Annotated in this window: 20 protein-coding genes; 8 read left to right on the top strand and 12 right to left on the bottom strand. The window is 64.3% G+C overall.

What is annotated here, in order from left to right:
• Positions 1-182 precede the first annotated feature (182 nt).
• The 4 genes from hpt to dacB all read right to left on the bottom strand — a co-directional run bounded on the left by hpt (position 183) and on the right by dacB (position 4,636).
• On the bottom strand, positions 183-734 hold the full coding sequence (gene hpt, locus ACSKT0_RS00425; protein ID WP_059388924.1) for a hypoxanthine phosphoribosyltransferase: 552 nt from the start codon (positions 732-734) through the stop codon (positions 183-185).
• 31 nt (positions 735-765) lie between these two features.
• The gene (tilS, locus tag ACSKT0_RS00420; RefSeq protein ID WP_437772027.1) at positions 766-1,803 is read right to left on the bottom strand and encodes a tRNA lysidine(34) synthetase TilS; all 1,038 of its coding nucleotides are present in this window, start codon (positions 1,801-1,803) and stop codon (positions 766-768) included.
• 104 nt (positions 1,804-1,907) lie between these two features.
• Positions 1,908-3,020: a zinc-dependent metalloprotease gene (locus ACSKT0_RS00415; RefSeq protein WP_437772026.1), complete on the bottom strand. Its 1,113-nt coding sequence runs from the start codon at positions 3,018-3,020 to the stop codon at positions 1,908-1,910.
• A gap of 68 nt (positions 3,021-3,088) precedes the next feature.
• Positions 3,089-4,636 carry a D-alanyl-D-alanine carboxypeptidase/D-alanyl-D-alanine endopeptidase gene (gene dacB / locus ACSKT0_RS00410; protein WP_437772025.1) on the bottom strand — a complete coding sequence of 516 codons (1,548 nt, stop codon included), beginning with the start codon at positions 4,634-4,636 and terminating at the stop codon, positions 3,089-3,091.
• A 136-nt stretch (positions 4,637-4,772) separates the two neighbouring features.
• On the opposite strand from dacB, the gene ACSKT0_RS00405 reads away from it, so the two are divergent.
• From ACSKT0_RS00405 to ACSKT0_RS00395, 3 genes are all read left to right on the top strand, one after another.
• Complete coding sequence (locus ACSKT0_RS00405; RefSeq protein ID WP_344789058.1) at positions 4,773-5,261, top strand: inorganic diphosphatase; 489 nt, start codon at positions 4,773-4,775, stop codon at positions 5,259-5,261.
• A gap of 246 nt (positions 5,262-5,507) precedes the next feature.
• Positions 5,508-6,107 carry a hypothetical protein gene (locus ACSKT0_RS00400; RefSeq protein WP_437772024.1) on the top strand — a complete coding sequence of 200 codons (600 nt, stop codon included), beginning with the start codon at positions 5,508-5,510 and terminating at the stop codon, positions 6,105-6,107.
• A gap of 69 nt (positions 6,108-6,176) precedes the next feature.
• The gene (locus ACSKT0_RS00395; RefSeq protein WP_437772023.1) at positions 6,177-7,259 is read left to right on the top strand and encodes an FUSC family protein; all 1,083 of its coding nucleotides are present in this window, start codon (positions 6,177-6,179) and stop codon (positions 7,257-7,259) included.
• A 39-nt stretch (positions 7,260-7,298) separates the two neighbouring features.
• Here ACSKT0_RS00395 and ACSKT0_RS00390 read toward each other — a convergent pair whose 3' ends face one another.
• From ACSKT0_RS00390 to serS, 3 genes are all read right to left on the bottom strand, one after another.
• Positions 7,299-8,144, bottom strand: coding sequence for an HAD family hydrolase (locus ACSKT0_RS00390; protein ID WP_437772022.1), 846 nt, complete (start codon positions 8,142-8,144; stop codon positions 7,299-7,301).
• A 102-nt stretch (positions 8,145-8,246) separates the two neighbouring features.
• Positions 8,247-9,281 (bottom strand): hypothetical protein, encoded by a 1,035-nt coding sequence (locus tag ACSKT0_RS00385; RefSeq protein WP_437772021.1) that lies wholly within the window; start codon positions 9,279-9,281, stop codon positions 8,247-8,249.
• Between the two features lie 83 nt (positions 9,282-9,364).
• Complete coding sequence (gene serS / locus ACSKT0_RS00380) at positions 9,365-10,645, bottom strand: serine--tRNA ligase (RefSeq protein WP_437772020.1); 1,281 nt, start codon at positions 10,643-10,645, stop codon at positions 9,365-9,367.
• Positions 10,646-10,756: 111 nt separating this feature from the next.
• On the opposite strand from serS, the gene ACSKT0_RS00375 reads away from it, so the two are divergent.
• The gene (locus ACSKT0_RS00375; RefSeq protein WP_437772019.1) at positions 10,757-11,803 is read left to right on the top strand and encodes a diacylglycerol/lipid kinase family protein; all 1,047 of its coding nucleotides are present in this window, start codon (positions 10,757-10,759) and stop codon (positions 11,801-11,803) included.
• 27 nt (positions 11,804-11,830) lie between these two features.
• On the opposite strand, the gene ACSKT0_RS00370 is transcribed toward ACSKT0_RS00375, so the two are convergent.
• From ACSKT0_RS00370 to ACSKT0_RS00360, 3 genes are all read right to left on the bottom strand, one after another.
• The gene (locus ACSKT0_RS00370; protein ID WP_345448327.1) at positions 11,831-12,064 is read right to left on the bottom strand and encodes a hypothetical protein; all 234 of its coding nucleotides are present in this window, start codon (positions 12,062-12,064) and stop codon (positions 11,831-11,833) included.
• Positions 12,065-12,193: 129 nt separating this feature from the next.
• Positions 12,194-13,141 (bottom strand): prephenate dehydratase, encoded by a 948-nt coding sequence (gene pheA / locus ACSKT0_RS00365; protein ID WP_437772018.1) that lies wholly within the window; start codon positions 13,139-13,141, stop codon positions 12,194-12,196.
• A gap of 31 nt (positions 13,142-13,172) precedes the next feature.
• Complete coding sequence (locus ACSKT0_RS00360; RefSeq protein WP_437772017.1) at positions 13,173-13,499, bottom strand: rhodanese-like domain-containing protein; 327 nt, start codon at positions 13,497-13,499, stop codon at positions 13,173-13,175.
• A 239-nt stretch (positions 13,500-13,738) separates the two neighbouring features.
• Between ACSKT0_RS00360 and ACSKT0_RS00355 the strand changes: the two genes are divergently transcribed.
• The 3 genes from ACSKT0_RS00355 to ACSKT0_RS00345 are packed head-to-tail and all read left to right on the top strand — an operon-like array spanning position 13,739 to position 17,466.
• Entirely contained in the window at positions 13,739-14,488 is a 750-nt protein-coding gene (locus ACSKT0_RS00355) for a Type 1 glutamine amidotransferase-like domain-containing protein (RefSeq protein WP_437772016.1), read from the top strand.
• Positions 14,481-15,938, top strand: coding sequence for an amidase (locus ACSKT0_RS00350; protein ID WP_437772015.1), 1,458 nt, complete (start codon positions 14,481-14,483; stop codon positions 15,936-15,938). Before ACSKT0_RS00355 ends, ACSKT0_RS00350 begins: the two co-directional genes overlap by 8 nt.
• 49 nt (positions 15,939-15,987) lie before the next feature.
• A complete protein-coding gene (locus tag ACSKT0_RS00345; protein ID WP_437772014.1) occupies positions 15,988-17,466 on the top strand; it encodes a peptide MFS transporter in 1,479 nt (492 codons plus the stop codon).
• A gap of 82 nt (positions 17,467-17,548) precedes the next feature.
• Here the strand turns inward: ACSKT0_RS00345 and ACSKT0_RS00340 are convergent, their stop codons facing one another.
• Positions 17,549-18,169: a DUF4190 domain-containing protein gene (locus ACSKT0_RS00340; RefSeq protein WP_437772013.1), complete on the bottom strand. Its 621-nt coding sequence runs from the start codon at positions 18,167-18,169 to the stop codon at positions 17,549-17,551.
• 207 nt (positions 18,170-18,376) lie between these two features.
• Between ACSKT0_RS00340 and pgm the strand changes: the two genes are divergently transcribed.
• Positions 18,377-20,041: a phosphoglucomutase (alpha-D-glucose-1,6-bisphosphate-dependent) gene (pgm, locus tag ACSKT0_RS00335; RefSeq protein WP_437772012.1), complete on the top strand. Its 1,665-nt coding sequence runs from the start codon at positions 18,377-18,379 to the stop codon at positions 20,039-20,041.
• A gap of 6 nt (positions 20,042-20,047) precedes the next feature.
• On the opposite strand, the gene ACSKT0_RS00330 is transcribed toward pgm, so the two are convergent.
• Positions 20,048-20,548, bottom strand: a complete 501-nt coding sequence (locus tag ACSKT0_RS00330) for a 2'-5' RNA ligase family protein (RefSeq protein WP_437772011.1) — start codon at positions 20,546-20,548, stop codon at positions 20,048-20,050.
• Positions 20,549-20,663 lie beyond the last annotated feature (115 nt).

The raw sequence follows: 20,663 nt of genomic DNA, 5'->3' as shown, positions 1-20,663 counted from the left end.
ACGCACAGTGAGAGGCAAAAGTTCCCTCTAGGCGTACATGATCGCGGAATTCCGGAAACTCCCGGGGGAAATCCATGGTTCTTTCAGGATCCCCGGACCACTGCACAACGAGAAGCGGCCTCCCGAACAGGAGGCCGCTTTCACTCCGCGAACCATGCCGCGGTGGTTCGCTGCGAGAGGAGTTATTCGTAAACGTGCGGGGCGAGGGTTCCCACAAAGTCCAAGTTGCGGTATTTCTCGGCGTAATCCAGGCCGTAGCCGACGACGAATTCGTTGGGAATGTCATAGCCGACATACTTCACGTCGATCTCGACCTTCGCAGCCGTTGGCTTGCGGAAAGCCGTGCAGATTTCCACGGAAGCAGTGCCTCGTGATTCGAGGTTGGTCTTGAGCCAGGAGAGGGTCAGGCCGGAATCGATAATGTCTTCGACAATCAGGACATCCTTGCCCATGAGGTCGGTATCAAGGTCCTTGAGGATGCGCACGACGCCGGAGGACTGGGTACCGGAGCCGTACGAAGACACCGCCATCCAGTCCATGCTGACGTGGCTGTGCAGCGCACGCGCGAGGTCCGCCATGACCATGACAGCGCCCTTGAGCACGCCAACGATCAGCAGCTCACGGCCCTCGTAGTCCTTGTCAATCTGTGCAGCAAGTTCGGCGATCCGTTGCTGGATCTGCTCCTTGGTGTAGAGAACGTGTTTGAGGTCTGCCTGGACGTCGTTTGAATCCACCAATGGCTCCTGTGTTGATGCGTGGGTGCGGCTACTGTTGGGGCGATCTTTGATGCCGGAATACTAGCTTCCCACAGCCGCCCCCTTCGCGGGGAACGGCAGTTCCCCCGGCTGAGGCCTCCCGCTCCAATTCGCTCAGGGATACGCGGTAGGCGCTGACGCTTCCGGGAAGCTGCACGGGACCCGCAGATCCCTGCCGGCGGAGCAAGGCTTCGGCCGCCTGAAGCCGCCCGTAGCCGGGCTGTTGGCCCCCGACGTCGGCAGCCGCTTTGGCAATCACCCGGAACCTCAGCGCGGGGGACAAATCCCTCAAGGCGTCTTCGGGAAGCCAGACCCCGTCGTCGGTCCGGTTGACGAGGCGCGCATAGCTCTCTGCGGCAAGCTGCTCCAGGAAGTCGGCATCCTGCTGGAGGATCGCGGCGGTGCGGGCGAGTGATTCGGCCACACCGGGCCCCAGCTTGTCCTCAAGCAAAGGCATCACCTCAACCCTGGTCCGCGAGCGGGCGAAGGCAGGGTCAGCGTTACTGGGATCGTGCCAGGTTTCGAGTTCCTCGACCTCGCAGATTTCGAGCGTTTCTGCGCGGTGAAGCCCGAGGAAAGGACGAAGGAGTTTGCCGCGTGCTGGCCGCATCCCGGCGAGGGAACGGGTTCCCGAGCCCCGGGCCAGGCCCAGCAGGACCTGCTCGGCCTGGTCGTCCAGGGTGTGCCCCAGCAGGATTGCTCCACAATCGAGTTCGGTGGCGGCTGCTTCGAGCGCCGCGTGCCGGGCGTCCCGGGCTGCCGCCTCCGGCCCGAACCCGGTAGCTGCCACCTCCACGGTCCGCAGCTGGACGGGCGAGAGTCCCAGGCCCTTCAGGACCGACACGGTTCGTGCCGCAACCTCAGCCGAGCCTTCCTGCAACTGGTGGTCGACCACGACGGCGGCTACGCTCACGGGGCGGCCGTGTACATGCCCTCGACGGGCAAAATAGGCCGCCACTGAGGCAAGCGCCAAGGAGTCCGGCCCGCCGCTGCATGCCACCAGGATTCGTTCGGGATAGCCCGCGGAGGCCAGTGCGTCCTGCAACATATTCCGTGCTTTGCCGACGACCGGCGCCAAACGCCCGGGACGCCGTCGTCCGCTGCTTGGTGAGTTGCTAATGCTTGCACTCCGGCCCGATGTAGTGCCTCCGGTCACAGCCCCATCCGCTCAAGCCACAGCTTGGAGTCGTGGATTTCGGCTTCGGTGGGCAGTTTTTCGGCCGATTCCCAGACCCGGTTCAGGCCCTCCATGCCGGCCACGGCAACCACTTCGCGGACGAACTTGGCGCCGTCGCTGTACTGGCGCATCTTGGCGTCCAGGCCGAGGATGTTGCGGATGAATTTCTCGATCATTCCGCGGTCCTTGCCCCGCGCGTTGAAGCGCTGCCGGATGGTCTTCACCGAAGGGATCAGGGAGGAATCGACGGCGTCCATCACCACGTTGGCGTGGCCTTCCAGCAAGCTCATGACAGCTGTGAGGTGCGAAAGCGAGGCCTTTTCCTCGGGGTTTTGGAGCAGGTCCAGGATGGCTCCGCGGCCGGGCACGGCACCGGTGGAGCGGTCGCGCAGGGACCGGGCGGCGGCCGTGGCACGGTCCATGATGGAGTCCACATTGCCGATGAGATTGGCGCTGAGGCGTTCGATTTCCTCGAGCATGTGGGTCCGGAGCCAGGGTGCGGCGGCGAACTGCACCCGGTGGGTCTGCTCGTGAAGGCAGACCCAGAGCCGGAAATCGTCAGGATCGACGTTGAGCTCACGCTCCACGGAGATGATGTTCGGAGCCACCAGCAGGAGCCGGCCGGCAGGCGGCGTTTTCGAGTCCGGGGCGAGCGCGGCGAAGGGATCGTACTGGCCCAGGACTTTGCTCGACAAGAAGGCAAGCACAGCCCCGAGCTGGCTGCCGGTGATGGCGCCGCTCGCGGCCGCCGCGGCCGGTGTCATCGCCGGGCCCCGCCGGGAATCCAGCATTTGCTTAAGGGCCGGCTGAAGCATCACGGCAAAACTTTGGGTGTTGGCCTTTGCCCACGACGCCCGGTCAACTACCAGCACATGGGAGTCGCGGAGATCGCGTGCGGCTTCCAAACCGGTGATGTCATGCACATGCGGTACCGAGATGTCCGCGCTGAAACGCAGGCTGTCCACGGCTTTGCCGATCTGGGCCGGACTAAGTACCGGGCCGGGGGGAGCGAGCCGGGCGGCCGTGGAGGCGGCCAGCTCCCAGTTGATGAGGGACTGGGCTTGCTGCTGAGACTCCATACGAACCATCAGAACACAACAGTCTGAATCTGCACCCTTAAGTTCGCTCAGCGGCGAACGTCGGGCAGCGGCGAACGTCAGCCGGCCCGGCAACCACATGACGCGAGTGCCGTGGCGGACCGGTCAAGCGCTACCTTGTTCCCCGCCGCGCCCGGCGTCAGCCCATTGCCGATAAAGGAAAAGACCAGAAGACGGCCGTTCGCGTCCACCACGTAGCCGCTCAAGGCGATCACCGAATTCAAGGTGCCGGTCTTGGCGCGCACCAGTCCCGCCCCTTGGGAGGTGTTGGCGTCAGCGTAGCGGTCGCCGAGCGTCCCGGTCAGCCCTGCCACCGGGAACCCGGCGAGGGCGGCACGGAGACGGGTGTCCGGTCCCGAGGTGATCGCCCGCACCACATCCGCGAACTGCCGTGCCGACACCTGGTTGCCCAAAGCTAGGCCGGACACGTCCGCCAAGTGCATGGAATCCGTGGCGATCCCCAGTTCCGCCACCTGGGCGCTCACGGCCGCCGTCGCGCCGTCGTTCGATCCCGGCTTTCCCGCGGACAGCGCGGCCATCCGGCCGAATACCTCGGCAAGGTAGTTGTCCGAGGTTTCCAGCATCAAGTCCACTTGCTCACGGACCGTGGCAGACACCACGCTCGCGAGGACGTCCTGCTTTCCGGCTGGAACGGTGGCGCGTTCCACACCGGGGACCACCGTGAATCCGGAAGCGGCGCCCGCGGCTTGGAGCTTCCCGGCGAAAGCCGCGGCGGCAGCGAGCGCGGCGTCTTGTGGACGCGGACCGGTGGTCGCACCCGGGCTTGTCCGGGCGGAGTTCAAGGCGAGCGGAAAGATTGGCGCGGTTTCGCCCGCAGCGACGTCGTCGAGGCTCCACGCCGGATTCAAAGCCGGACCGGTGAATAGTCCATCGTCCAATTGCACGGTGACCGGGCCTTTCACGCCGCGGTCCTGGAGCGCTTTGGCCGCATCCGCCGCGAGGGTATCCAGGCCGGCATGGCCAAGCACCTCGCTCGGCTGGGACGGTCCGTCGCCGAGCAGGACATCACCTCCGGCGTTCAGGATGATGGTCGACGCCGAAGGTCCAGCCAGGACCCGCGTGCTGAACCGTGTCTCCGGCCCGATCGCCCGCAGCGCCGCGACTGCCGTGAGCAGTTTCATGTTGGACGCCGGCACGCGGTTCTTGGCGCCGTCACGATCGTAAAGCGGAAGTCCGGTCAACGCATCCTCTACGACGCCGGTGAAGTCTCCCCCACCGTCGGGCGTCAGGAGGGCATTGAGCTGGCTTGTGACATCGGCCGGCAGCGGGACAGGTGCGGAAGCGTCCAAGGGGGCAACGACCTGGATGCGGCTCAACTGCTTGGGGACCTGTTGCCAGGCCGGCACCTTGGGTGCGGGCGTAGCGGCGGCCCCGAAAGAGCCGGGACCGAAGAATCCGGGTGCGACCCCGAGGCCCATCGGCAGCGCCAATGCCGCAATGACCAAGGTCAACAAGACCAGCGGCAGAAAGCGGACGACGCCCTTCGACGCAGGCCTCGCGGGCTTGGGCTTCCTGGGTCTGAGAACGGGAGTCTCCTGCTGTTCCGGAGCCTGCTTTTCAGCCCCCGCCTCGTCAACGCCCTTCATGCAGCTTTAGTCCTCAAAGTCTTGAATGTCCCCACCGTTTCAAGAAACTTGGGCCTCTCGCTATATCCTCAATAGTAGTCGGCGGCGTCGGCTGCTCTGTTGCCGCGCCCATGCCAATACCGTCAAGGAGCATTCCATGAAGCACGACGTCACGATCGAGATCCCCAAGGGGTCGCGCGTCAAGTACGAAGTTGACCACGAGACCGGCCGCGTTCGCCTGGACCGCGTCCTGTTCACCTCCATGCAGTACCCCACGCACTACGGGTTCTTCGAGAACACCCTTGGCGAGGACGGCGACCCCCTGGACGCACTGGTCCTCCTGCAGGACTTCGACCTCTACCCGGGCGTCATCGTTGAATCCCGGCCCATCGGCGTTTTCAACATGACCGACGACGGCGGCGGAGACGCCAAGGTTCTCTGCGTTCCGGCCGACCCGCGTTTCGACCACATCCAGGAAATCACCGATGTCAGCGAATTCCTGATCAAGGAAATCGAGCACTTCTTCACCCGTTACAAGGACCTTGAGCCCGGCAAGTGGGTCAAGGCTGAAGGGTGGGCCGACCGCGCCGCGGCCGAAGCTGAGCTGGAAGCTTCCATCAAGCGTTACGTTCCGGTCTCCCACTAGTCCCCACCGCCACCCTAACCTCGCTCCGCTCGGTCAGGGAACCCTGGCGGCGTGGGCCCCCCACGTGCACGACGGCGGCGGGTGCGGTTCCATGCGAACCGCACCCGCCGCCGTCGTCGTTAACGGGTAGGTCCCTACGCGCAACCGTCCGGCTCAAAATCGCCGGGCACCCGGCTTCGTAACGAGAAATTGGCTCTGGATTAACCGCTTGAAAGTCAGCTACCTGCCGGTAATGTTTGATCCACCATGTTCACGCTGACCATCAACCAACGCGACAGCCGCGGCAACGGAGACCTCGTACCGCAGCTGCTCAAAGACCTGCGCCACATCCCGGCGTGCTTGGACTTTGACCGCTCGGTGGAGGACGAAGTCCAGGGCATCGTGGAATTCCCGCATGAGGCCGTGGATTCGGCGCTCATCGCCTTGAGGAGCGGACAGTGGTACGTGGGAATCGGCGTCGGACCGGTCAACGAACCCCTGCCCAGGCAAATCAAAGACGCCTCCGGACACGGCTTGGTCTACGCACGCCGCGCCGTGGACCGCTTGCGGAATGGCAAAGAGCGCGTCCCTGTGGCCGTCGAGGGGCCGATCGCTGCCCTCGCTGCCGAATCGGAGGCTGTACTGCGGCTCCTTGGGCACATTGTGCAGCATCGGAGCACAGCCGAGTGGCGTGTCCTGGACCTGCTGACGCCGGGCGTGCGTGGACAACAGAAGGCCGTGGCCCAGGAACTGGGGATCAGCACCCAGGCCGTGAGCAAGGCCCTGGCCCGCGCCCAATGGGTGGAGGAGCACGCCGCCAGGCCGGCCGCAGCACGCTTGCTGCAGTTGATCCTCGAGGTCTACTGATTTTGCGTCGGCACGCCTTCAGCCATCTTGTCCTCGACACACCCATTCCTCCCGGCCTACCTTGAGTCCATGATCTCCAAGCAACAGCTTGGGAGGCTTCTTCCCGCTCTCAGACAGGCTGTCACAGGCCACCGCCTCCTGTTTGCCGCAAAGACGGCCGTCGCGGCCGGGCTGGCTTGGTACCTTGCGCCGCTGATGCCTGGGACAGCCGCTTCCTATCCTTACTATGCGCCCTTGGGCGTCTTGGTCAGCATGCACCCCACCGTCGCGGCTTCCGCCAAGCACGGGCTGCAAAGCCTGCTGGGACTCGGATTGGGCATTGCCATGGCCTTCGCAGTGACCACAGTCACCACCCCGAACGCACTGGCGGTGGCCGTCGTCGTCGGCCTGGGCGTGGTGATCGGCGGCCTGCCAAGGCTTGGAAGCGCCTCCGAATGGGTTCCCATGGCGGCGCTGTTCGTCTTGGTCCTGGGTTATTCAAATGCGCAGGGATTCTCTTTCGCGTACGTCCTGCAAATGGCGATGGGGGTGGCGGTCGGTTTCGCGGTGAACTGGCTGGTCTTTCCTCCCCTGCATCTTGAAGGCATCGATCCGGCCATCGACGGACACCAGCGGGCACTTTCAAAACAGCTCAGGGACATGGCAAGCGCCATGACGGAGTCCTGGCCGCCGAACCATGAGGATTGGGCGAGCCGCAGCGGCGAGCTCGCACGCACCGCAACCGCGGTACGGACGGCCGTCCAGGCGGCGAAGTTGAGTGCCAAAGCGAACCCGCGATCCCGCCGTCGAGCCGGGCGCCTGCCCGGCGACCTGGCCGGTTTGCGCACGGTGGAACGTCTGACCTTCCACGTCCAGGACGTCACTGACGTCCTGGCAAGCGTGATCTGGGAAGAAAACGCGGGAACGGTCATTCCGGAGGGTGTCCCACCAAATTTGGCTGAGGCGCTGGAGGACGTTGCGGCAATGATCCGGCAATGGAGGCATGGGGACGCCGATGATTTCAAGAGCGCCCTGGACGAAGCCCGGGACAGTGTGGCAAAACTAAGTGACACCGTCGCGGAGGCGGCGTCCAGCCAGGCGCCCGTTAACGCCACCGCGTCCGTGGCCATGAGCTTGCGGCGTATGATCACCGCAGTCTCCGAGGCCGCCTGAGCTACGACACGGCCTCGGCCGGCCTGCTGCGCGGGGCTGTTACAGCAAGCGACGCAGGATGAGGGCAGCACCGTCGTCGTACACCGAAGCGGTGACCTCATCAGCGACGGCGATGACTTCCTCAGGCGCCTGGCCCATGGCTACACCGCGCCCGGCCCAGCTGAGCATTTCGATGTCATTGCGGCCGTCCCCTACTGCCACCGTGTGGCGGGGGTGCGTGCCGAGCCGCTGGCGCAATTGCTCCAAGGCGCTGGCCTTGGTGACCCCGGCGGCGGCGATATCCAGCCAAGCCGTCCAGCCTACTGAATAGGTAACCCCGGACAGCCCGATCTTGCGAATGGCTGTGGAAAATTCTTCGGCCGTGTTCTCGCTGCTGAACACCACGACGCGCACCGCAGTGGCATCGAGCATCGTCTGGAAATCGACACCGATTGCCTCCACGCCGAAGCTGGCGTCCTGGAACCGCTCGGTTGAGAGGAAGTTCCCGTCCTCGTCCTCGAGCGCGTACTTGGCGGACGGAAGCTGCTCGCGAAGTGCCATCAATGCCGGGGCGGGATCGAAAGTGGCTTTGTGAATGATCTCGTAGCCTGTGTCCAGCTGGGGGTCGAGCCGCAACGTGACGCCGCCGTTGCAGCACACGGCATAACCGCTTTCCAGTCCGATCTGCTCAATGATGGGCAAGGTGGCGTTCAACGAGCGGCCGGTGGCGATCAGGACGTCGTGTCCGTGGTCGACGACTGCCCGTGCGGCGTCGCGGACGCTTGGCGACATGTGGCCATCATGATCGACGAGAGTTCCGTCGACGTCCAACGCGATCATGAGTTTGTGATTCAAATTCCGCTGGTCATCGATGCCAGCGACTGAGGTACCAGTCAAAATAGTCATGCCTCCAGTGAAGCAGACCCCACACGACACCAGCTAGGACGCAGACCACAGCAACGGATTAACACGCGGTGAATACTCCCACGTTTGTCCACAGTGTGAGTGTTAACCTGAAGCCTTGGCGCGAGGGCGCAGTCCGGCGCGCACGAGCTTCTGCCGAAGACGGCCTGGCTGCTCCAAATCCGCCCAATTCCACCTGACGACGGTGAACCCGAGTGCACGGATGCTGTCCTCACGCAGTTTCTCCCGATTCACGACGTCTTCCGCGCTCCAATCCCCCTGCACGTCCTCGTCCGGGTACTTTTGCTTGCCATCGAATTGGCCCGCGATCAATTCCTCTGGCCACCAGAAATCGGTCCGGGCAACGAACTCGCCGGAGTCAACAATCATGTGCTGTTGGAGCGGTTGCTCAAAGCCCAGCAACTCGATGACAGCCCTGCTGAACGACTCCCCTGCCGATTCGGCCTTCGTGTTAGCCAAGCTCGCGATCCGGACTGCCCGGTGCCTGGTAGCATCAGCCACGATCCCGTCCAGCGCCAAGGCGATCCCAGGGTGTTCGATCAAGCAGGCATCCTGCCCCAGCAAACCCTGTTCCCAGAGCATTCGTGCGATTCCGTCGGCTACAACGAGCGCGCGGCTGAAGGACGAGGAACACATGACATCCATGGCCGTCTGCACCGGACTTGTGCAGGAAAACTGGCCGGAAACTACGGGCTGCGCGTCGCGTCGAAGGACGTAGCGCATGGGATGGTTGCCTGCATTCCGCGCCTTTTCGGCAAGCGCGCTGTCTCCGTGGACCGCAAACGTTGCTGGCCGCCGTCCCGTGATTCGCTCCGAGGAAGTGGCTAGATCGACGAACTCCGGGGGGCGAAGCGTAGGGACGCCGAGCACGACAGCTGCGGACTCACCGCAAAAGACGGCCCGGTCGAATGCCAGCCCGACCGCTGCTGCGGACCACTCGAACCTCTGGGCAGGCGTCGCTTCCACCCAAGTGGAGGTTTTCACGTAGAACCCGCGCCTCAGCCGGACAAGGCGTCCCGCCCTGAACGGCCGGTGAATCACGGCCGTGGAGCCGGTGAGCGCCAGCCGCTCGGCGGAGACAATGAGCTGCGGAGGGATGTCCATGGAATTACTATCCATGGATCGTTCCACAGCGTCAGCCGCGCTTTGGCTCTATGTGGACAAGCCCGGCTGTGGAGGACAGGTGTGCACCGGTAGGCCGGCTACAGAACGGGGAGGACCTCGAGGCCGCCGATGTACTTCTGGAGTGCCTTAGGGACGTTGACCGAGCCATCCGGGTTCTGGTGGTGCTCCAGGATGGCGACGATCCAGCGGGTGGTGGCCAGCGTGCCGTTGAGGGTGGCGACCGCGCGGGTGCCCTTCGCTACGCCTTCCTCGTTGACCGCACGCTCGCGGATGTTGAGGCGGCGGGCCTGGAAGGTGGTGCAGTTGGACGTCGACGTGAGCTCTCGGTAAGCGTTCTGGGTGGGGACCCAGGCTTCGCAGTCGAACTTCCGGGCCGCGGACATGCCGAGATCGCCCGCCGCGGTGTCGATCACGCGGTACGGGAGCTCGACCTTCGCCAGCATTTCCTCTTCCCAGGCCAGGAGTCGCTCGTGCTCGGCGGCGGCCTCTTCAACAGTGGTGTAGATAAACATCTCCACCTTGTTGAACTGGTGGACGCGGATGATCCCGCGGGTGTCCTTGCCGTGCGAACCGGCCTCGCGGCGGTAACAGGAGCTCTGCCCGGCGTAGCGGATGGGGCCTGCGGAAAGGTCGAGGATCTCGTCCGAGTGGTAGCCCGCGAGGGCCACTTCAGAGGTTCCCACAAGGTAAAGGTCGTCCTCGGCGAGACGGTAGATCTCGGCGTCGTGCTTTACATCGAAACCGGTGCCCTGCATGATCTCCGGACGCACCAACGTGGGGGTGATCATCGGTACGAAGCCGGCCTCGATGGCTTGGTCCATGGCCATCTGCAACAGTGCCATCTCCAGCCGGGCACCGACGCCGCGGAGGAAGTAGAAGCGCGCACCGGAGACCTTGGCGCCGCGTTCCATGTCGATCGCGCCGATGAGTTCACCGATTTCCAGGTGGTCCTTCGGTTCGAAGTCAGTAAATTCGCGCGGGGTGCCGACCGTCTTGACCACCACGAAGTCGTCCTCGCCACCCTCGGGCACGCCGTCCTCAATCAGGTTGGGGATGACGCGGAGCAGCTCTTCCTGCTTGGCCTGGGCGGCATCGGCTTCGGCAGAGGCAGCCTTGACGGAGTTCGCCAGTTCCTTGACCTCGGCCAGCAGCGCTTGCTTTTCCTCGCCCTTGGCCTGTGCCACCTTCTTGCCGAAGGCGTTCTGCTCGGCACGGAGGTTTTCGTAGCGGATCAGGGCCGCGCGGCGGTCTGCGTCGGCGGAAATGATCGCGTCCACCACGGACTCGTCGGCGCCGCGGGCGCGCTGGCTGGCACGGAACTTGTCCGGGTTTTCGCTGAGGTCTTTTACGTCGATCACCAGACAAGAGTATCGAATGAGCGAGCAGCTCCGCGGCCAGCCCCCGACGGCGGCAGGCACCCCCTTCGGGCGTGCACGGCCGCACCTGCAGCGGGATAGGGTTGAAGCACCATGAGCAACTGGATCCTGTACGTGATTCTGGCTGGGGGCGTGGTCTTCGCCGTCTCCAGTTGGTGGGGCGTGCGCCGGCTCAGGGCCAGGCATACCCGCAGCGCTGTGCACGAAGACGCTCACAAGCCTGAAGCCGGCTTGCAAAGGGTGGCCGTGATCCTCAACCCGGTGAAGGCGAAGGCCGAGGACGCGCGGAGGATCATCCGGGATGCCTGCCATCTTGCGGGCTGGGACGAACCCCGTTTCTTCGACACCACCGCGGCGGACCCCGGCCATTCGCAGACCAGGGCGGCACTCGCGTATAAGCCCGACGTCGTACTCGTCGGCGGCGGCGACGGTACCGTGCGCGTGGTGGCAGAGACCCTCGCGCACACCGACGTCGCTATGGGCTTGATTCCCCTGGGAACCGGAAACCTGCTGGCACGCAACGTGAATCTGGATGTCAACGATCTCCGCGGCAACGTCCACACAGCGCTCTTCGGCCACCAGCGCTACATCGACACCGCCAGGATGGCGATCCACAACGACCGGACAGGCGCCTCTTCCGAGCATGCTTTCCTGGTGATCGCCGGAATGGGCCTGGACGCCGAGGTTGTGGGCGATACCAACGACGGCCTCAAGAAGGCAGTCGGCTGGCTCGCCTACACTGAGGCGGGCGTCCGCCACCTACCCGGCCGGCGCAAAAAGGTCACCATTGCCATGGACGACGAGCCCGAGCAATCCCGGAAAATCCGAAGCGTCTTGTTCGCCAATTGCGGCCTGATTCCAGGGGGCATCGACTTCATCCCCGGTGCGATGATCGACGACGGTGTCCTTGACGTTGTGGTCATGAGCCCGCGCAGCGCCATCGGCTGGATCGCCGTATACACAAAGATCCTGTTCAAGCACAACCGGAACCTGCCGGTCATGAATTACTACCGCTCGGGCAAAGTGGTCATCAGCAGCAGCGAACCTATGGCCACGCAACTTGACGGTGATCCCTCGGGCGAGGCCACAAAGGTCACCGTCAAGGTGGAGCCGCGTTCGCTCCTCGTGCGCGTGCAATAAGCAGTGCCCTTGCAATAGCGCGACGCGCTACTTGGCGTTCTTCGCCGCTTCCGTTGCTTTGTGTTCGGCCAACTTGTGTTCTGCCAATGCCTTGGCGGCTGCGCGCGCTTCCGATTGCTCGCGAATCATGGCCTGTTCTTCCTCAAAGCGCAGCCGATCAGCGCGGTCGGCGTCGTCGCCGTCCCAGTCCTGGTTGTCCGCCTTGGGCTTGGGGTTGACGATCATTCCCTGGCCGCTGGTGTCATTGCTATTTCCTGACATGGCCCGCTCCCTCCGTTAGGGGCATGCGTCCATCAATTGTGGATCAAGCAAGCATACGCACAGTTTTATCCACGCGATAGGGGTTGAAGAGTCAATTATCCAACGCTTTGCGGAGCGGATTCGGGCCGGTCAAGCGCCCGGCTCGCCGCCCAGAATGCCCCGAACCCAGGCATGTGCGGACGCGAACGCGGCGTCGGAGGTATGCGGGGCCACCAAGGCTTTCTGCTCGTCCGCCCGGGCGTAGGATCCGAGGAAGCGGGTGGCCGGGCTGATCCGGTGCAGGCCTGCCAGGGCATCGGCTACCCGTGCGTCGGAGGCGTGGCCGTCGGCATCGATACTGAAGAAGTAGTGACCCAGATACTGGCCGGTGGGCCGGGACTCGATGCGGCTGAGGTTGACTCCGCGCGTGGCAAACTGGTCCAGGATTTCCATCAGGGCGCCGGGGCGGTCTTCGGGAAGGGGCACGACGACGGTGGTCTTGTCGGCGCCGGTGCGTTCTGTGAGTGCACCGGGACGGCTGACAAGGACGAAGCGGGTAACTGCGCCGGGGTTGTCGCCGATGTTCTCGGCAAGGACATTCAGGCCCGGCCGTTCCGCCGCGACAAGGGGGGCGCAGATGGCGGCGTCGTAGTGCGCCTCGCCTTCGAGAAGTCCGACGGCGGCTGCCGCCGTGGAGGATCCCGGCACGTATTCCGCATTCGGGATATTTTCATCGACCCATAGCCGGCACTGGGCCCAGGCATGGCCATGGGTGGAGATCCGGCGGATGTCCGAGATCTTCACGCCGGGGCGGGCAACCAGCACGAACGTGATGGGAACAAGGGCTTCACGGATGATCCGCAGTTCGGTTCCGGTGGCAATGGCATCCAGGGTGGCGGTCACGCCGCCTTCCACCGAGTTCTCGATCGGCACCATGGCCGCATCCGCTTCGCCCTGGCGAACCCTCTCCAAAGCCGTGTTCACATTGGTGCAGGGCACCCTGTTGGCATCGGCCGCGCCGGGTACCTGCAGGAGGGCAGCCTCGGTGAAGGTGCCTTCAGGACCGAGGAAGGTGTAGGTGAGCGCGGATCCCGACATGTATATATTCCTTAGGTGTTATACGTTATGGCTACAGGACAACCGGCTTGAGGCCGTTCTCCGAAACCATCGGGCGGCCGGTCTCGAACCACATGTCCATGCCTCCGGCGATGTTCGTGGCGGTATAGCCCTGTCCCACCAGCCACTGGACCGCCCTGTAGGACCGTCCGCCCGTACGGCAGATCACATACAGGTCATCGTCAGGATCAAGCTCGTCAAGCCGGGCCGGAATCTGGTCAAGCGGAATGTGCAGCGCACCCTCGGCGTGGCCCGCCACCCATTCGTAATCCTCCCGGACGTCCAGGATTTTCGCGTCCGCCGGAACATCGCCGACGGGCACGGTCTCGATATCGCTCACGTGGGTCCCTTCCAGTTGATTCAGATCTCCAAATCAAGCCTAGTACGCGCCGGCTACGGGACCATCACCGCAGGAACCCTCGCGGCGTGGGCCCAGCCGGCTACGGGACCATCACCGCAGGAACCCTCGCGGCGTGGGCCCGTCGGCACTTTCTCACTCCGCCCCTGCGGCACTAGTGTTGGCGCTAAATGTTCGCTGTTGTGGCGATCGAGACCGACCACGGGCGGAAAGGAGGCACCATGGCTGCTGGCGAGCCCACCATCCTGGCAACCTCCGGTGGCTATAAGTCCGGTCATCGCACCAGGCTGGAGTTCGACCTCCTGGTTCACCACGCCGTCGAACTCTCCGGAGTGAGCGGACGGGCGCCGCGAGTGGCGCATATCGGCACTGCCTCCGGAGACCAGCGTTGGTTCGCCGCGGAATTGGACCAAGCCGCGAGGGTTTCGGGCTTCGATTTCAGTCACCTGAACCTTTTCACGATGCCCAACTACGGCGATCCCGAGGCGTACCTCTTGGAACAGGACGTGGTGTGGGTCAACGGCGGTTCCGTCGTCAATCTTCTGGCCGTATGGCGTGCGCACGGACTGGACGGTATTTTGAGGCGTGTCTGGGAACACGGTGTAGTCCTGGCCGGAGTGTCCGCTGGCTCGATTTGTTGGTACCAGGGCGGCACCACGGATTCCTACGGCCCTGAATTGCGCGCCGTGACCAACGGACTGGGGTTCCTCCCCTACGCCAACGGTGTCCACTATGACTCCGAGCCGGGCCGCCGCCCGCTTGTCCACCAACTGGTGGCAGAGGGCGCACTGGGGGAAACGCACTGCACCGACGACGGCGTCGGGCTCGTTTACAGAGGCACGGAACTTGTGGACGTGGTTGCTGAAGTCAGGGACAAGGCTGCTTATCGCGTCACCGCTGCACCCGGCGATTCGGCCGACGCCGTTTCCGTCGCCGTGGAGGAGCGCTTGGAGTCCCGCTTCCTTGGCTGACATCCACGAACTCGGCGCGGTCGAGTTGCGCCAAGCCTTGGCCGCCGGTCAACTCTCTGCAACTCAGGCGACGGAGCACTTCCTTGCGAGGATCGGCCAGCTGAACCATACGCTTGGGGCCTTCGTCACGGTGACGGCAGACCAGGCCCTGCTCGACGCCCGGGCCGCGGACGCAGCGTACGTTCGCCAGCGCAACGCAGGTCCCGAACTTCCCCTCCTGCACGGCGTGCCGTTGGCTTTCAAAGACCTCACCGATGTTGCGGGAGTCGTGACCACTCACGGCAGTGGAGCCCTGGACCGTAAGCCCGCTCCGGAGGACGGAGCCCTTGCCGCGACGCTTAGAGGCGTCGGTGCCATCTCACTGGGCAAGACTCAGGTTCCGGAGTTCGGACTCACGGCCTACAGCGAAAACCGCATCGCACCGCCGTCGCGCAATCCCCACGCATTGAGCCGCAGCTCCGGCGGGTCTTCGGGAGGCAGCGCAGCCGCGGTTGCCGCGGGCTTGGTTCCGTTCGCGCCCGGGAGCGACGGCGGCGGGTCCATACGTATTCCCGCTGCGGCATGTGGACTGCTGGGGCTGAAGCCGGGCCGGGGCTTGGTGCCGTCCGGGGAAAGCGTCGGAGACGCGCCACGACTCGTGGTGGCTGGGCCCCTGGCGCGCTCCGCAGCCGACGCCGCTCTCATGATGGATGCCCTCGTCCCGCACGGAATCCGGCCGAACCGGGGCTACCTCGCGGGCCTCGAGGAAGCGCCCACGGCCTTGCGCATCGGCGTGAGCCTCGACAGCCCGTGGTCCACCGCCTTTCCGCTTGCCCCTGAGCGGGAGGCCCTGGATGCCCTCGACAAGGGCATCGAATTACTGACGGAAGCGGGCCATTCAGTACTCGAGGCCGAGATCCGCTACGACAACCGCTATCCGGAAGCGTTCACGACCGCCTGGACCGCCGGCGTCGGGAGCGCCCGGATCCTGCCCCAGCGTGAAGCCCTGCTGACGCCCCTGACCCGGACCTTCCGGCGTCGGGCGCAACAGCGGAGCGCAGGCAAGGTCAACGAGGCGCTCAGCTTCCTGCGGCAGTTCACCCACGACACCGTCACCCAGTACGCGCAGTGGGACCTCGTCCTGACGCCGTCACTGGCACAGACGCCACGGCCCGTGGGCTGGTTCACCGGGACAATTCCCGGAGGCGAACAGTGGCCGGCCCCCGACTGGCCGGGCGACGCAGACGACGACTATCGCAAGCAATGCGAGTTTGCGCCATGGTCCTCCATGGTGAACGTGTGCGGACTGCCGGCGATCACGGTGCCCGTTCATTGGACCGGCCCGACGCCTGGAACGGGCTTTCCGATGGGCATCCAGCTCATCGGAAAACAGGGATCCGAGCTCCTTCTCCTGCGGCTCGCAAGGCAGCTTGAGGGGCAGCAAAAACCGACGCTCCACCGCGGCGAATAGTTGCCCTAGGCATCTAAATGATGTGACAATGCGCTAAGTCAATGTCACCATGGATCAGATGAGCACAACTCTTGACACGCGGACGCCCGCCAAAAACGCGGGCGATACGTCATTTTTCGGCCACCCAAAGATGCTGGCCAGCCTCTTCTCCGTAGAAATGTGGGAACGATTCTCCTTCTACGGCATGCAGGGCATCCTGCTTTACTACATGTACTTCACCGCAGACCACGGCGGACTCTCGATCGACAAATCGCTCGCCGCCGGACTGGTTGGCGCGTACGGCGGAGGCGTATACCTCTCCACGATCCTGGGCGCATGGTTGGCGGACCGGCTTTTCGGATCCGAACGGGTACTTTTCGGTTCCGCCATCATGATCATGGCCGGCCACATCGCCCTTGCCCTCCTGCCCGGGATCCCGGGCCTGGTGGCAGGCTTGGTGCTGGTGGGCATCGGCTCCGGTGGCCTCAAGGCAAACGCGACCGCGCTGGTCGGCACCCTTTATGGGGAGAAGGACGAACGGCGTGACGCCGGCTTCTCCATCTTCTACATGGGCATCAACCTTGGCGCCCTCATTGGACCGCTTGTTACCGGCTGGCTGCAGGAAAGCAGCGGCTTCCATTGGGGCTTCGGCGCAGCCGCAATCGGCATGGCAATCGGCCTCGCCATCTACGCACTGGGCCGAAACAAGCTCCCGGAAGAAGCCCACCGCGTCCCCAACCCCCTTCCCTCCGCACAGCGGAGCCGTTACGGGCTCATCTTCCTGGGCATCGCCGTCGTGATCGCCGTGCTGCTGATGACCGGTGTGGTGAACCCTGGCAACCTGGCCCGCAGCATGGCCTACGCCGCCATTGTCGCCTCGGTGATCTATTTCACGCTGATCTTCCGAAGCAAGAAGGTCACCCCGTTTGAGCGCAAGCGTGTTGTCGCGTTCATTCCGCTGTACATCGCATCGGCAGCGTTCTGGGCACTCTTCCAGCAGCAGTTCACGTTCATTGCCGTGTACTCGGAGGAAAAACTGGACCGCAACCTGTTCGGCTGGGAAATGCCGGCAGCCTGGGTACAGTCCATCAACCCTGTATTCATCATCGTTTTTGCAGGCGTCATGGCTGCCCTGTGGACAAAACTTGGTCCGAAGCAGCCTGGATCCCCCATCAAGTTCGCTGCCGGACTCTTCGTCATGGGCCTGGCGTTCCTGGCCTTCATCCCCCTGACCGGGGCCGGAAAGACCCCGCTGCTGGTGCTTGTGGGAATCCTGTTCCTCTTCACCTTGGCGGAGTTGTTCCTGTCCCCCATCGGCCTGTCCGTGAGCACCAAGCTGGCCCCCAAGGCCTTCCACACCCAGATGGTGGCCCTGTTCTTCCTCTCGGTTTCCCTCGGCACCGCGCTGGCCGGCATCCTGGCCGGACTATACAACCCTGACAACGAACTGCCGTACTTCCTCGGCGTCGGCGGCACGGCCGTGGTCATCGCAGTGGCCTTGGCAGCCGGCTCCCCCGCCATCAAGAAATTGATGGGCGGCGTGCGCTAGTCACGTAGCCGGTTTAAACCGCGACGGCGGCCGGTGCGTTTGGTGGGTTTTCCGCCAGGCGCACCGGCCGCCGTCGTTGTTGCTAGTAGTTGTAGTTGTAACGCGAAGCGGTCGCGGCAAAAATCGCGATAAAGACCCAGAATATGATCACGCCAACAATGCCGAGGTAGCCCATGACAAGGCCGGCAATGGCCATGCCTTTGCCGGCCGGTTCCTTCTTGAGGGCCATGTGGCCGAGGATCACGGCGGCAATCTGGGGCAGGACGAAGAAGCCCAAGCCCACGAAGACCGCGATGCCGCAGCACATGCTCGCAATACTCAAGCCCTTGGGCTCGACAGGCATGCCATAGTACGCGGGCTGTCCGTAAGGGCTGGCCGGCTGACCGTATGCAGGAGGCCCTTGGGGAGATTGCCCATACGGCGAAGCAGGCTGTCCATAGGGGCTGGGAGGCTGCTGGCCGTAGGCGGGCTGGCCGTATTGAGCCTGACCGCCCTGGGACTGGCCGTACGGTTCCTGCGACTGTGGCGCTTGCGGCTGCGGCTGGCCGTAGGGGCCGGAAGCCGCCGGCGAGGCAAACGGCTGCTCGCCGTACGGGTTTTCGCCGGGTTGGGATGCGGGCGGAATGTACGACGGCGGTTCGTAGCCCTTGGGCGGTTCGTCGCCCTCGGGAGCGTTCTCGGGCTTGGCTGGCTGGTCAGTCATGGAATATCCCCCTTGCGAGTCTTTGTGCTCAGCCTACCGCCGAGCGAAGGCACACATAAGCTCCGGAGCCCCGGCTTCCCAACCCCATGCCGCACTCCGGTAAACGGGCAGTGAATCTTCGTCCGTCTGGCGGAAATACGAAGTCACAGGCACCGCAATAGTGGGTTTTCACTTCAAGCTCACCTGACGGTCTGGCATGCTGGGTCAATGGCTAGCCGTGCGGGCACTGTTGCCCTTCCCCAGGACCTTGTAGACATCACCGCTCTTCTTGACGCGTACTACGACGTGACGCCGGATCTGAGTGATCCCGCCCAGCGCGTTGCCTTCGGCACCTCCGGGCATCGGGGGTCGAGCCTCAAGGCCTCCTTTAATGAAGGGCATATCCTCGCCATCACCCAGGCGATTGTGGAATACCGCGCCGGGCAGGGCATTACCGGCCCTCTTTTCCTGGCCAAAGACACCCACGGGCTCAGTGAACCAGCGCAGAATTCCGCCCTCGAAGTGCTCGCCGCCAACGGCGTTAATGTGCTGATCGACGCGCGCCACGGCTACACGCCCACCCCGTCCCTGAGCCACGCGATCCTCAAGTACAACAACGAAGCCGGTCCTGGGCAGCCCCAGGCGGACGGCATCGTGGTCACCCCGAGCCACAACCCTCCGGCCGACGGCGGTTTCAAGTACAACCCCCCGCATGGCGGCCCTGCCGACACAGACGCCACAGGCTGGATCGCCAACCGCGCCAACGAGCTTCTGGAAAACGGGCTGCGCGGCGTCAAGCGGATTCCGTTGAACGACGCCCTCAAGGCGGATGGCACGGGCAAGTTCGATTTCCTGAGCAGCTACGTGGACGATCTCCCGTCCGTCCTGGACCTCGATGCGATCCGCACCGCCGGCGTGCGCATCGGCGCGGACCCTATGGGCGGCGCCTCAGTGGACTACTGGGGTGAGATCGGCGAGCGTCATCAGCTGGATCTGACCGTGGTCAACCCCACCGTGGACCCGCAGTGGGCATTCATGACCCTCGACTGGGATGAGAAGATCCGCATGGACTGCTCCTCGCCGTCGGCCATGGCCTCGCTCATCAAGCGCATGTCCGACAGTGCTTCGGCCGGCACGGGTGCCTTCGATGTCGCTACCGGGAACGACGCCGACGCCGACCGCCACGGCATCGTGACGCCGGACGGCGGCTTGATGAACCCCAACCACTACCTCGCCGTCGCGATCGACTACCTGTACCGCAACCGCACAGGGTGGAATCCGGAGTCGGTGGTCGGCAAGACCCTCGTGTCTTCCTCCATCATTGACCGCGTAGCTGCCGGACTGGGCCGCAAGCTCGTGGAAGTCCCCGTGGGCTTCAAGTGGTTCGTCCCCGGCCTGCTCTCCGGCGAGGGCGCCTTCGGTGGCGAAGAATCGGCGGGCGCTTCCTTCAACAAGCGCGACGGAAGCGTCTGGACCACCGACAAGGACGGGATCCTGTTGGCTCTCCTGGCATCGGAGATCACCGCTGTTACAGGCAAATCGCCGTCCCAGCTTTACAAGGGCCTCACGGACCAGTTCGGTGCGCCCGTCTACGCCCGGATCGACGCCGCCGCCACGCGTGAGCAGAAGGCCAAGCTCGGCAAGCTCTCCGCCGCGGATGTCACAGCCACGACGCTCGCGGGCGAGGACATCACTGCCAAGCTGACCGAGGCTCCCGGCAACGGCGCCTCGATCGGCGGCCTCAAGGTTGTCACGGAGAACGCCTGGTTCGCGGCCCGCCCGTCGGGAACCGAGGACGTCTACAAGATCTACGCCGAGTCCTTCAAGGGTGCCGACCACCTCAAGCAGGTCCAGGACGAGGCAAAGGCGCTCGTGGACGGCGTGATTTCCTAGTCCAAGCTAGTTTGGCTCCGCCGGGAGGCGCCACAGCTTGAGGATTCGGCGAATGGTGTGGTTGCCTTCCGGCGCCATGTCCACCAGCGCGATCTGGTCGAGCACGACGGCGTCACCCGGCTTGGGGCGCTTGCCATCGTGATGCGAAATATGCGGGCGGTAATGCTCCATGACGTAGTGCGGGGTTGCCACGCGGCCTCCGATGCTTGCCGCGGCGTCGAACAATTCCTCGTGGAGGCCCTGCAAAATGGGATGGTGTTCCACGAGGCTGACCGGGATGGAGCCTTGGTGACCAAATCCGGCGTCGGGCCCTACCGTGAGATCCGCCCCCAAGGCGCCCATCGCGGGAGCCGTAACAAGCTCGGTGAGGCGCGCGGCGACGTCGTTGTCATCGGAGGGCTCGACGTCGAACCTCAACAAGGTGATGTGCAACGGCCAGTCACTGCGCGGGAAGACCAGGCCGTCAGCCACGGCTTCGACAAACGCCACCAGAATCAGGTTCCGCATAAGGAAATTTTGCCACCGTGACGCCGCTCCCAATCACAGTAGTGAGCGGGCGTCGGCGGAAAAGGCCCTAAAAGTGAGCGAGCGTTGTCAACGAAAACCCCCGCTCAGATATACC

The organism is Arthrobacter sp. KNU40 (assembly GCF_051515115.1).
Taxonomy (GTDB): domain Bacteria; phylum Actinomycetota; class Actinomycetes; order Actinomycetales; family Micrococcaceae; genus Arthrobacter.
This window is presented reverse-complemented; position numbering and strand designations above follow the sequence as displayed.